Origin of the sequence: Chitinophaga polysaccharea, from assembly GCF_007829335.1 — a bacterium.
GTDB lineage: Bacteria > Bacteroidota > Bacteroidia > Chitinophagales > Chitinophagaceae > Chitinophaga > Chitinophaga polysaccharea_B.
The window spans coordinates 127,186-140,420 of record NZ_VIWO01000005.1 but is presented as its reverse complement, the minus strand read 5'-3'; the positions used below and the strand labels follow the sequence as shown (position 1 = coordinate 140,420).

Genomic DNA, 13,235 nt, shown 5'->3' with positions numbered 1-13,235 from the left:
TTTAGTTCCAATAAGAAAATAAAATAGGTGTAACCTTCTCCCGTTATCCCACCCTATAAACCCGAACAACGATGACACCACTGCTGCTGAAATATTCCGATGCTTTGTCCGGTGTATGTAAACACCTTACAGCAGTATTGTTTTGTATCATAAGTGCCTTGCATCCCGTTATCGCACAGGATATTTTACTGAAAAATCCTTCCCTGGAAGGAACTCCGGGGCAGAATAATGTCCCCGATTACTGGAAACCAACAAAAACACCGGATACGCAACCGGGTACATTCGATATTAGTCTACCGCCTTCCAACGGCGCCACCTACGTAGGCATGCACAGTGGTCCTACCTACCTGGAGGCCATCAGCCAGGAGGTATCGCTGATCGGCGGCAAAACCTATACAATAGCGCTAGACCTGGCTTATGCCATCAAATATTCTTCGCTTACCTGTTATGGTAATCTGACAGTATATGGCGGTAGTTCCCCCACTGATACAGCAGAAAGATTATGGAGCTCAGGCGCATTTACACATACTAACTGGAAGCGATACTCCTTTACTTTCCATCCCTCCCGTAGTTATAAGTTTATCATCTTTATGGCGGATGCCACGATTCCCTGTGACAAAAGTATATATGGTTCTGCTGTGCTGATGGACAACCTGTCGGCTGCCTTGCTGGAAACACCTCAGCTCGCGCTGTCGCTGAAAAATACCTGTAAAGGGGAACATACCGGGGAGGCCAGCGTTATTATCACAGGCGTATCTGCCACCTGTACTATCCGCTGGAGCCGTGCAGGTGAAACCACTTCGCATATCACCGGTTTGGAGCCCGGCGATTACGACGTCACGGTAACACATCCCAATGGCGTGAGCGTTACCCAGCACTTTACCATTATAGGCTGGGAGGTGAAAAGCAAGATCACGGTAACACCCTCCCGCTGTTATGGCCAGAACAACAATACCATTGCACTGGAAACCACAGGTGGTACGCCACCTTACCGCTATTATATCAATGGTAGCACCACCGGCACCTACACCGCTTCTTTCGAAAAACTATCTCCCGGTAATTACAGCATCCGGATAAAAGATGAAGAAAACTGCGCGGAACAGATTGACAATATTGCCGTAGTGGAACCTGCCGCGCTGGCGATTGCAGGAGTACGCAAGAAAGATATCAGTTGTGCTACCACCTTCGACGGGAAGATATCGCTGGATGTTACCGGTGGTACGCTTCCCTATACCTACAGCCTCGATAACGGGCTTTGGCAGCCGGATAGCAGCTGGTCGGGATTGGATGCCGGCAATTTCCATTTCAGGATCAAAGACGCACATGATTGTGAAACAGATGGGCAGGCAGACATTATCCGCAATAACCGCGAATGTGCCGTGTTTGTACCCACTGCATTTACGCCCAATGGCGACGGGTTAAATGACCTGTTTCGTGCAAAGGTACACGACGATGTACATGATTACCGGTTGGAGGTATACAGCCGATGGGGCCAGACAGTGTTTAGCACCAATGATCCGGAAGGGGTGTGGGACGGCACATTAAAAGGTAATCCGTTACCGGGAGGAAGTTATGTATGGATGTTATTGTATACCGATAGTAAGCAGCAGGCACGTAAACAAACCGGAACAGTAACGCTTATAAGGTAGCGTTTCCGAAAGGATAAGTATCCAGTAACTTCCGTAGCTTGTTATTTTTAGCGATGCCGGCAATGGCATGAAGATGTTTCTCATGGTGCAGATCCGTACCAATAAGATCAGGTAAACCGGCTGCCATCAGCTTTTCCGCCGCTTGTTGCACATGCTTGCCATAATACCCGGTCAGCGACAGCAGGTTAAGCTGAAGCAGGCAGCCTTGTTTTTTCAGTTGCTCGTATTTTGCGATGTCAGCATGATAATAGGCATATCTTTCCGGATGCGCGAGTACCGGCTGATACCCGGCGGCCTGTATATCAAATAACCACTGTGCCAGCTGCAAAGGAGGGGAGATGAAAGAAATTTCTACCAGTACTTTATTGCCAGACAGCGTCAGCAGGGGCCGTTGGAGCAGTGTTTCAAACTCCTCATCCATATAGTACTCTGCTGCATAATGAAAGGAAATCATATTGTTTTTCCGGGCCAGCGCTTCCACTACGTCCTGGTAGGGTGCCGCAATGGTAGCAGCGGAGTTGGGATAACGGTCCATCATAATATGTGGGGTGGTCACAATTTTCTGAATCCCCATATGTTGTAAATGTTCTATAAACTCCATTGCTGTAGCCACATCCGGCACTCCGTCATCAATACCCGGAATGAGATGTGAATGTATATCTGTCCCCATAAATGCCAGCAGCTGTGCAGGCACTATCGGATCGGTATTTCGTTTTCGGAAAAAAAGCATACTTGTCTTTAAAGCGATGAAGTAATTTTTCGCTCTCTTATATCACAATCAGTGCCACAATTTCTTCGAGGTATCGCTGATCTGTTTCATCAAAATAAGATAAGGATTCGCTATCTACGTCCAATACTGCTTTTACTTCGTTGTTGCGGATCAGTGGTACTACGATTTCTGATTTGGATAAGCTGCTGCAGGCAATATGTCCCGGGAAGGCTTCCACATCAGGCACAATCAGGGTGGTAGCTTGCGCCCAGCTGGTGCCACATACGCCTTTGTTCTTACGGATACGAGTACACGCTATCGGTCCCTGGAAGGGGCCTAGTACTAATTCTTCTCCTTTAACGAGATAAAAACCTACCCAAAACCAGCCGAACTGCTCTTTCAAAGCTGCTGCTACATTGGCCAGGTTGGCCACCAGGTCAGGTTCCCCGTCGAGTAATCCCTTGATTTGCGGGATCAGGGAGCGGTATTGTTCTTCTTTGTTTCCCTGTACAACATGTAAGTCTTCTGCCATAATCGTTGCTGTTAATAGCGCAAAAATCCGGAAATTTTATATTATATTAGCTGAATAACCGTTAAAGTATTTATTGTTAACCATTCAACCAGTAAAATTTGTATGAAGCATTGTTTTTTGCCAGTTCATCCTATTTTCCGTCTGCCAAAAGCTTAATTAAAATATCTTTGTTAATACTATGAAATCATCGGACGTAATTTTAGTGAACGAAAAAGATGAGGCTATCGGTACTATGGAGAAGATGGAAGCGCACCAGAAAGGGGTGTTGCATCGTGCTTTTTCTGTATTTATTATAAATGATGCAGGAGAACTGCTATTGCAGCGCAGGGCGCTGGAAAAGTACCATTCTGCAGGATTATGGACCAACGCCTGCTGCAGTCACCAGTTTCCCGGTGAAACCACCGCCGCTGCAGCGCACCGCCGTTTACAGGAGGAGATGGGCTTCGATTGCGAATTGCATGAAATCTTCGCTTTTACGTATAAATCGGAATTTGATAATGGATTAACCGAACACGAATTTGATCACGTATTGCTGGGCGTTTATAATGGCAACATATCTCCCAACGCTGCCGAAGTATGTGACTACCGTTACCTGCCCACAGGTCAGATCCTGGAATTAATAAAGAACGAGCCGAACACCTTTACTACCTGGTTCCATAAGGCACTGCCTATGGTATTGGAACATATGAAGATCCCGAGTGTTTGATAAAATTTTATTTAGCTATGCCAATTTACTGTTAACCGGATTGTTTTAAGGAAATAAAATTACCGCACCTACCTGCTTTTGCTGCTTTACGTGGCCTGCCTTTGCGTGCCTGTCACAACAATATTATGCCATATACCCATATGGCTGTCCCTATGTCGTTTTCAACCCTCTATTAATTCACTATTTAAACGCAACTCTCATGACAACCATTCAAATGCCAGCAATCAGTTATCCCTTTACTTCGGGCGTAAACCACCATGTAAATGAAGCCCAGCAACACATTACCAGCTGGGTACAAACCCACGGACTTATTACTTCGGCCACGGCCCTGAAACGCTTTGAGAAAGCGCGTTTCGCATGGCTGGCGGGAAGAGCCTTCCCCGATGCGGCGCTGCATGAATTATGCATTATCGCTGATTTCAACACCTGGCTCTTTATTTTAGATGATCAATGCGATGAGGCAGCCGTTGGCCGCAAAGCCGACTACCTGAAAAGCGTGATGGCCGGCCTGATGGATATCCTGCAAACCAACCAGACAGTTACCCTGGCTAGTGGCGGACCACTGGCCGCCGGCCTTAGCAGCATATGGGACCGTATGCGCGCCATCAGCTCGCCCGCCTGGCGTATGCGCTTTATCCGCAGTATGCAGGATTACTTTATGTCCTGCATCTGGGAAGCGGAAAACCGGGAAGCAGGCAGGGTACCTTCCGTGGATGATTACATCCACATGCGTCCCTATACCGGCGCACTCCTGGCGGATATTGAAGCAATAGAAATCATCGAAAAAATCTATCTCCCCCGCCCGGTAGTGGAACAAGCCCTGTTGCAACGCATGATCCAGGCCTGCAATAACGTCGTTTGTTGGTCGAACGACCTTTTCTCCTGCACCAAGGAATCCCGGCAGGGCGATGTACACAATCTCGTGCTGGTACTGCAACACCAGCGGCAGATTTCCCTGCAGGAAGCTGTTGACCAGGCCGCTCGTATGCACAATGAAGAAGTAGCCATATTCGTGGCCCTGGAAAAACTGCTGCCCCTGAAAGGAGATGAAACAGATTATGAATTGCTCCGGTATGTAGCCGTCCTGCGCTCGTGGATGGTGGGCAATTTCGACTGGAGTGTGAAGGATACCGGCAGGTATGGACTGGAACAGCAAGCAATCGTCGCTGCATAAGTCAACGGCCCCCGGCATTTTTACAAAATATCCGGGGGCTATTTTAATTACGCTTCATGCGCTTTTCGATCAGCCGCCCCACCCACCAGAAAGAAAGCGCCAGGATACCAAAGAATAGTCCCTTATTGGTGTGGTCCCAGAGATATTCGAAATAACGGGTATATAGATCTAAGAGGAGAAAGGTCACGCCCAGGTCACGCAACAAATCATCTTTTACGCGGATACCCAGCCATATCATGCCCACACATTGAAGACTGTACACAATCACCCACTGCAACAGGTGGATCTGCCGTAGCTGTTGCCATTCTTCCCAGGTGCCGCAGTTGCCAAAGATGGAAATCAACCAACCGGAAATGATGAACAACAACCATCCGCCGGTCCAGCTGATGTTTTTGATAGGGGGATATACCTTGAGTTGACGCAATCCCCACGCCATTCCTATCAGCAAAACGCCCAGTAAAGCCATGCGGCAGGGCAGGTTCATACCCAGGAAAAAAGCCGCATCGCCGGTCAGGTAGTAGGTGAGCTTTACATAAGCCGGCACCAGGCACAACAACGTAGCAATCCACATCAGCCGTGAACGCAGGGCAATGCCCAGTACGCCATAACAAACGGTAGCCAGCAACCAGAAAACCCCATAATTGCCATCCAGGTATTGCAGGCTCTTTCCCAGGTATACCACGCTCACGCCTATACTGAGTACAGGGAGGAGCCAGAAAAGCTCCCGGTTAAAGGAGAACAACGGCTGGTGTCGGTTACGCCGCCAGCCTTCGTAACAAAGGAAGATACTGCCTGCACCAAACAGCAGGGCGATGACCCCATCCGTCATCGAAAATTTCTTCCGGATAATCTCTATCCATTTCTCGTCCAATACCAGCGACCCAAAGGCCATCAGTGCACAGGATACGGCGGCAATAAAAATATACAGGGTGAGCGTCTGCCAATCGGTATTCACCACCTTATAACTTTGTTGCAACCGGCCTACCTGCTCGGGGGTGAGCAACTGTTCCTGCTCCCATTGATGGATGGCCCGCTGCAGTACCTGGGCTTCCCGCTTATCTAGTGTTAACATAGGCAATGTTTTCAGCTGTGTGGTCCTGTTTTATGTACCAACCGAAGCGTATTACGTTTTTTTATCTTTAACCGGAAATGGTTAAACAAAGCCAGCGCCGGAATGGCAATATAACTGATACGTTGGTACGCCGTATTGTCGGGGTACAGGAAATAGGTCATGGCAATCACCGTGAAACCCGTTGCCATGGTAAGAAACCCGTATTTTAAGCGCTGGTATAGCAATGTTTTCTCTGTATGATGTCCCTCCATAGCTAAATCCGGGTTTTTCTGGAAAATAAAGTAACTGATCCAGAACAACGCCGCCAGGCATCCCGTGAGGTTACACAGGTAAATAAAGAATGGCAGCATAAAATGACTGCTGGTATGCAGGAGCGCGGAGGTAGAAAACGGAAATAACACAATAAAAAACAAAAAGAAAAGATGCCGGTGTATCAATCCTTCGTTGTAATTTTGGAGCAACCGGCATAATTGCAGGTGCCGCACCCAAAAATTACCAATAAATATAAAACTTACTGCAAAAGCCAATAATTCATAGGCAGCAGGCCGCATTAATTCCCAATAGTCACGATCGACAGGCATTTTAACCGGAAGAACGGGCAGTTTGATTTCGATGACCAGCAACGCAACAGCAACGGCAAACACCATATCACAGAAAAGAATAAGTCGCTCCAGCTCAAACACACGATGTAAAGGTTTGGGTTCTTTGATAACAGACATAGACATAGTTAACAATATACTTTTCCGAAAGATACGAAAATAGCTTTTAGCAGCCTGTAATCGTGCTTTCCACCTGCCCGGATAATCCCTTTTATCCCCGCACAACTTTTTCACATGTTTATTGTTAAGTATCTATCAATCATCATATACTTTCAAAGTAATAAGTATGCATTGTCGTTATATTCTATTCACCCTTCTTTTATGGACCCAAACAACTATCGCTTACGGGCAGGTGGATACTTCACGGTCTGGTAATTATGACTTTAACCTGGCCAATTGCATACAATACGGCCTCGCACATCAGAACGATGTGGTAAATGCCCGGCTGGATGTAAACTTCTCCCAGGAACAAATTAAGGAGTATACCGGGAAATTTTTACCCCATGTGAACGTGAACGGTAGTCTCACCGACAACCTCAAACTCCAGACCTCCTTAATTCCCGATATAGCTAATGGAAACTATGACAAAAAAATACCGGTGCAATTTGGCACCAAATGGGCATCTGCCGCCACAGGACAGGTAGACCAGGTGATATTCAACAGCGATTACTTCCTGGGCCTTAAAGCTTCCCGGGTGTATGGGGATCTCTCTAAAAAGACCCTCAAACGTACAGAAATAGATACCCGGGTAGCCATTACCAAAGCCTATTACGCCGCTCTCGCGGCAGAAGAAAATATCCGGCTGGCAAAGTCTAATATGACCCAGCTTTCCAAAACACTCTCAGATACTAAAGCCAGGTATGATGTGGGTGTGGCAGAAAGGGTAGATGTAGACCGTATCCAGGTGTCCTATAATAATGTAGTCACAGATATTGAAACCCAGATACGGGATCTCGTATATGCGATGCAGTTATTGAAATTCCAGATGGGCATGCCACAGGACAATAAATTGACCCTCACCGAAACGGTACAGGATCTCAATGCAGACGTTTTTATTGCAGATACGGTGGATTACCAGGTGCAGGACCGTATTGAATACAGCATACAAACCACCCAGATAGCCCTGGATGAGCTGAGCCTGAAAAGTAAAAAGCTGGGTATCCTTCCTCAACTGAACGCCTATGTGAATTATGGGTTTAACTATTTCTCCACCAAGTTTGGCGACCTCTATAAAACCGGCTACGGCGCCTCTGCGCTGGGACTTACCCTGAAATGGCCCATTTTTGCGGGAACAGAAAGATACCACCAGATCCAGGAAAACAGGATTACCCTGGAGAAGTCGAGAAATACGCTCCGGTACATCGGGGACCAGATACAGCTGGATGTGGCCAATGCCAATACCCAGTACCAGAATAACAAAGCAAGATATGTAACACAGAAAACCAATATGGACTTAACCCAGGGCATATACGATCGTATCGTATTAAAATTTGAACAGGGAGTGGCTACCAGTCTGGATGTTACCTCAGCAGAAAATGACCTCAAACAGGCGCAGGTGAATTATGTGCAGGCACTGCTGAATACCCTGACCAGTAAAACAGACCTGGACAAAGCCATGGGCAAGATCAAATAAGCTATTATTCGTAATTCGCAATTAATTTCTCATATGTATCCAGTCAATTACAAGCGGACATTTTATGTGGCAGGAATGATGCTCTGTGTGGCCTGTGGTAACAGCAAAAAGCAACAACAGCAGGCTGCTATGATGGGGAAGATGAAACCTACGGTAGTAGCCGTGGAAGTAACGCCTGCTTCCTATACTGTCGCCGAAAAATTTCCCGCCACCCTGGTGGCCCACGACGTAGTATCCCTTCGCCCCGACGTTACCGGCTACCTGGAAGCGATCCGTGTACCAGACGGTAGTAGCGTAACTAAGGGCCAGTCTCTGTATGATATTGACAGAAGCCGTTATAGCGCCGCCTATGGCCAGGTAGCTGCTTCCCAGGAACAGGCCGAAGCAGACCTGGCGCAGAAAACCAGGGATTATGAGAGATATAAATCCCTGCTGGAGCATGATGCCATCTCCAAACAAACGGTAGACCAGGCCAATACGGCCATGCTCACCGCCAAAGCCAATCTCACAGCTGCCAAAGCAGCCGTGGCAAAAGCCGGTACAGACGTGAGCCATGCGGTGGTAAAAGCGCCGGTGAGCGGGAAAATAGGCATCGCACAAATTAAAGTCGGCGATATCGTCAACGCCGGCCAAACACTCATCAACACCATCGTCAACGAACACCCCATGTTTGCCGATATGGATATTCCACAGGCCCGCCTGCCGGAATTCCAGCGGATGCAGAAAGGACAGGGCGACCATAAATTCTATATCCAGTTTGGCGACGGTACCCGCTATGGGGAAGAAGGAAAAATACAGGCCATCAATAATATTGTAGATCCTCAAACCGGTACTGTCCGGGTACGGCTCGTATTCCAGAATAGCGATGGTATGCTGAAATCAGGCATGAGCATCGTTGCTGTGATGCAGTATGGCACACCAGATACCCAGCTGGCTATTCCTGCGAAAGCGATTATCCAGAATCTTTCTGAAACCAGCGTGTATACGCTCAGCAAAGATAATGTGGTCACCGCAAGGGATATTATACCCGGACCGGTTACCGATACCATGCTGCTGGTCACCAACGGGTTAAATGCCGGCGATAGGATAGTAGTGGAAGGGTTGCAACGGGTAAAACCCGGAGACACCGTGAATATTGCCGGACCCGGCACCGCACCTGGCGCAGCTCCCGGGGCTGGTAAACATTAATCCTAAATCACTCTCAGGGTATGATCTCAAAAACATTTATAGAGCGCAAGAATACTACGATCGTCATTGCCATCATCATCGTGATTGTAGGACTCATCTGCATGTTTAACCTGCCCATTGCCCAGCTCCCGGATATCGCACCACCGGTAACGGATGTACGGGCCAACTATGTAGGCGCCAACTCCACCACGGTAGAGGAAACAGTGACCACCCCCATAGAAAACCAGGTAAACGGTACCCCCGGTGCCATGTATATCCAGTCGGTAAGCGCCAACGATGGATCTATGAGTATCACGGTGACTTTTAAGCTGGGTACCAACCCCGACATCTCCACCCTCGACGTACAAAACAGGGTGAGCCTGGCGTTGCCCAGTACGCCTGATGAAGTAAGGCGTGTGGGCGTTACCGTTAAAAAGCGCTCCAATGATATGTTAATGGTAATCGCGCTCAACTCTCCCAAAGGAAAGCATAGCCGCGAATTCCTCGACAACTACCTGAATATTTACCTGAAACCGGAGCTGGCCCGTATCAGCGGAGTAGGCGACGTAAATGCCTTCTCCCAGGACTATAGTATGCGTATCTGGCTCAACCCGGATAAGATGGCCGCCCTGGGCCTGACAGCCGGCGATATTTCCCGTGCTATCACAGAACAAAACCAACAGGTACCGGCAGGTAGTGTGGGCGCCCCCCCCATGGGTAAGTCCCAGGCATTTGAATACACCGTGAGCGTGAAAGGACGCCTGGCCACCTCGGAAGAATTCGGTAACGTAGTGGTAGCTACCAGCCCTAATGGCGGCCTGGTACGCCTCCGCGACGTAGCCCGCATTGACCTGGGCTCCTTTACCTATGCGATTGAAGCCAAAGCCGACGGTAAAACCGGTAGCGGGATGGCCATTTACCTGTCGCCCGGCGCCAACGCCCTGGATGTAAACGACCGGGTGATCGCCAAAATGAAGGATATGGCCAAAAGCTTCCCCGATGATGTGAACTGGCTCATCCCCTTTGAAACAACCTCCTTCGTAAAAATATCGATCGATGAAGTAATACAAACATTTATCGAAGCCCTGGTACTCGTGGTAATTGTGGTGTTTGTGTTCCTGCAGAACTGGCGGGCTACCCTGATTCCCATCCTGGTAATCCCTATTTCCCTGATCGGTACCTTTATCTTTTTCCAGCTGCTGGGCTTCTCCATCAATACGCTCACCCTCTTCGGGTTTGTGCTGGCCATTGGTATTGTGGTGGATGATGCCATTGTGGTGGTGGAGGCAGTGCAGCACCATATTGATGCCGACCTCATGTCGCCCCGCGAAGCTACATTCAAAGCCATGGCCGAAGTGAGCGCCCCGGTAATCGCCATTGCGCTGATCCTGGCGGCGGTGTTTGTACCAGTGGCCTTTATTCCGGGTGTAAGCGGCAGGTTGTACCAGCAGTTTGCATTGACCATCGCTTTCTCGGTATTGTTGTCGGCCTTCCTGGCTTTGACACTCACGCCGGCGCTGACAGCCATTTTGCTGAGGCCCGCACACCTAACCAAACAATCACACGGACTCAATAAACTCTTCTTTAAATTCAACGAATGGTTTGCCCGGTTTACCAACCGGTATGGCAATGGCGTAAAGCATTCTATCCGTTTTACGCCCGTGGTGCTGATCATCCTGGGCGTGTTGTTTGCTATCGCCGCTTTCCTGTTTAAGAAAACGCCAACCACTTTTGTACCCCAGGAAGATATGGGCGCCCTGTTTATTGCATTGGAATTGCCCGAAGCTTCCTCTACCCAACGTACCAAAGAGGTGGTGGCGGAAATCAGCAATATCCTCACGAAAGACAGCGCAGTAAGCCACTTCTTCGGCATCACGGGTATCAACTTTGTGGCCAACGCCACCAAACCTAACTCCGGTACCTTTTTCGTGAGCCTCAAACCCTGGGATGAACGATACGCCCACGGCGATAATATCAATGCGGTGTTGGGGCGCATACAGGGTGCCGCCGGCCGCATTATCGGGGCCAACGTCATCTGTATCCCGGCGCCTACATTGCGCGGGCTGGGTACTTCCGGAGGGTTCTCCTTTATTCTCGAACAACGGAGCAACCCGGATATCAATCAATTCCTCCAGGTGATGGGCCAGTTCCTGATGGCCGCTAATCAACGGCCGGAAATTGCGCGGGCGTACGCTTTCTTCAGCGCTAATACGCCACAGTTCAATGTGGAAGTGGATCGTGATAAATGTAAACAGCTTGGCGTAGCCGTAAGCGATGTGTTCAATGCGCTGCAAACCTTCCTCGGCGGACTTTATGTCAACGACTTCACCAAATTCAGTCGCAGCTTTCGCGTGGTGTTACAGGCCGATTCGCTGTACCGCACCAGTATCAATAACCTGAATACTTATTATGTAAGGAATAATACCGGGCAAATGGTGCCACTCAGCGCATTGATTACCACCAAAAAATCTGCCGGTGCACCGGTTATTAACCACTTTAACCTGTACCGCTCCGTAGAAATTGATGGGGACAGCAAAACCGGCTATAGTAGTGGCGATGCCATCAACGCGCTGAAGGAGGTGGCTGCTTCTGTACTACCTGAAAACTTCAGCTACGAATGGGCTAACGTTTCCCTGCAGGAAATTGAGGCAGGGAATAGCAGCCTGCTGATCTTTGGTCTGTCTATTCTCTTTGTATTCCTGTTGCTCACGGCCCTGTATGAAAGCTGGTCGGTGCCATTTTCGGTGCTGCTGGCCGTGCCGGTAGCCCTGTTCGGGTCTATCTTGGCATTATCCCTTACCAAACAGGCTAATAGCGTATATTCGCAGATAGGCTTGATTACCCTGATAGGTCTGGCTGCTAAAAATGCCATCCTGATCGTGGAGTTTTGTAAGGAGCGTGTAGACAGGGGGATGCCCCTATTGGAAGCCACGCTGGAGGCGGTGAAATTGCGTTTACGCCCTATCCTGATGACTTCCTTCGCATTCATCCTGGGGGTGCTGCCCTTGTGCCTGGCGAAGGGCGCTGGTGCTGCTTCCCGTGTTAATATAGGCTTCACCGTAGTAGGAGGGATGCTGGCAGCAACGTTGCTGGGTATCTTCACCGTACCAGTATTATATGTACTGATTACCAAACTGGCCTACGGTAAGAAGAAACTGGCCGATCTGGAAGCACACGGCAATGAAGAGAAAAAGCCCAAAGGTTTAGGCGAATAACCGTAACAGGATGAAAAATACAGAACGTTTCAGTACACGCGTAGAAAACTATGTCAAATACCGGCCGCATTACCCGGCGGCCATCATTCCTTACCTGGCGAAGGAAGTAGGATTGACCCGCGACACCCTGGTGGCAGACATCGGCGCCGGTACCGGCATTTCCGCACAGCCATTCCTGGATAATGGCAATAAGGTATATGCCGTGGAACCCAATACGGAAATGCGGGAAATGGCGGAAAAACTCCTGCACCGGTATCCGGGCTTCCAGTCTGTAGCCGGCAGTGCAGAAAATACCACCTTACCCAACAACTCGATAGAGCTCATCCTGGCAGGTACCGCCTTTCACTGGTTCGATCAATCCGCTACCGCCGCTGAATTCCAGCGTATCGGCAAAGATAATGCGGCAATTGTGCTGATGTGGAATGTACGGCAGTCTGAACTTCCCTTTGAGAAAAGCTACGAAAAGCTGCTTCACCAATATGGAACCGATTATAAAGAGTTGCAGCACAGAAACGTAGGTGCGTCGCAGTTAGCCTCCTTCTTTGCGCCCGCTGCCATTCATGAAACGTCGTTTCAGAATGCCCAGATCTTCGATTTTGCCGCACTGAAAGGGCGTATGCTTTCTTCTTCCTACGTGCCTGAAAAGGACCATCCTTCCTATCCCGCCATGATGAAGGATCTGGAAGATATTTTCTGGAAATACCAGGAACAGGGAATGGTGAAGTTTCACTACGAAACGAAGTTGTACTGGGGAAGGATATCGAAGAAATAAAGCAGGA

The 13,235-nt window shown here is 48.9% G+C and carries 11 protein-coding genes; 7 read left to right on the top strand and 4 right to left on the bottom strand.

Annotation, left to right across the window (positions count from 1 at the left end; translation table 11 throughout):
* Positions 1-71: 71 nt before the first annotated feature.
* Positions 72-1,649, top strand: a complete 1,578-nt coding sequence (locus tag FHW36_RS17530) for a T9SS type B sorting domain-containing protein (RefSeq protein WP_145670874.1) — start codon at positions 72-74, stop codon at positions 1,647-1,649.
* On the opposite strand, the gene FHW36_RS17525 is transcribed toward FHW36_RS17530, so the two are convergent.
* Positions 1,639-2,379 carry a tyrosine-protein phosphatase gene (locus FHW36_RS17525; protein WP_145670873.1) on the bottom strand — a complete coding sequence of 247 codons (741 nt, stop codon included), beginning with the start codon at positions 2,377-2,379 and terminating at the stop codon, positions 1,639-1,641. The genes FHW36_RS17530 and FHW36_RS17525 overlap by 11 nt on opposite strands.
* A gap of 37 nt (positions 2,380-2,416) precedes the next feature.
* Positions 2,417-2,890, bottom strand: a complete 474-nt coding sequence (locus tag FHW36_RS17520; RefSeq protein ID WP_145670872.1) for a GAF domain-containing protein — start codon at positions 2,888-2,890, stop codon at positions 2,417-2,419.
* 178 nt (positions 2,891-3,068) lie between these two features.
* Here FHW36_RS17520 and idi point away from each other — a divergent pair, with 178 nt between their 5' ends.
* A complete protein-coding gene (idi, locus tag FHW36_RS17515; protein WP_145670871.1) occupies positions 3,069-3,596 on the top strand; it encodes an isopentenyl-diphosphate Delta-isomerase in 528 nt (175 codons plus the stop codon).
* Between the two features lie 199 nt (positions 3,597-3,795).
* A complete protein-coding gene (locus tag FHW36_RS17510) occupies positions 3,796-4,770 on the top strand; it encodes a terpene synthase family protein (protein WP_145670870.1) in 975 nt (324 codons plus the stop codon).
* A 43-nt stretch (positions 4,771-4,813) separates the two neighbouring features.
* Here the strand turns inward: FHW36_RS17510 and FHW36_RS17505 are convergent, their stop codons facing one another.
* Positions 4,814-5,842: a hypothetical protein gene (locus FHW36_RS17505; protein WP_145670869.1), complete on the bottom strand. Its 1,029-nt coding sequence runs from the start codon at positions 5,840-5,842 to the stop codon at positions 4,814-4,816.
* Between the two features lie 11 nt (positions 5,843-5,853).
* On the bottom strand, positions 5,854-6,561 hold the full coding sequence (locus FHW36_RS17500; protein ID WP_186452499.1) for a TMEM175 family protein: 708 nt from the start codon (positions 6,559-6,561) through the stop codon (positions 5,854-5,856).
* Between the two features lie 166 nt (positions 6,562-6,727).
* On the opposite strand from FHW36_RS17500, the gene FHW36_RS17495 reads away from it, so the two are divergent.
* From FHW36_RS17495 to FHW36_RS17480, 4 genes are read left to right on the top strand one after another with little or no spacing between them, the layout of a single operon-like run.
* Complete coding sequence (locus FHW36_RS17495; RefSeq protein WP_145670867.1) at positions 6,728-8,074, top strand: TolC family protein; 1,347 nt, start codon at positions 6,728-6,730, stop codon at positions 8,072-8,074.
* A 33-nt stretch (positions 8,075-8,107) separates the two neighbouring features.
* Complete coding sequence (locus tag FHW36_RS17490) at positions 8,108-9,262, top strand: efflux RND transporter periplasmic adaptor subunit (RefSeq protein ID WP_145670866.1); 1,155 nt, start codon at positions 8,108-8,110, stop codon at positions 9,260-9,262.
* 20 nt (positions 9,263-9,282) lie between these two features.
* Positions 9,283-12,456 (top strand): efflux RND transporter permease subunit, encoded by a 3,174-nt coding sequence (locus FHW36_RS17485; protein ID WP_145670865.1) that lies wholly within the window; start codon positions 9,283-9,285, stop codon positions 12,454-12,456.
* A gap of 10 nt (positions 12,457-12,466) precedes the next feature.
* The gene (locus tag FHW36_RS17480) at positions 12,467-13,228 is read left to right on the top strand and encodes a class I SAM-dependent methyltransferase (protein WP_145670864.1); all 762 of its coding nucleotides are present in this window, start codon (positions 12,467-12,469) and stop codon (positions 13,226-13,228) included.
* The last annotated feature ends 7 nt before the right edge of the window (positions 13,229-13,235 follow it).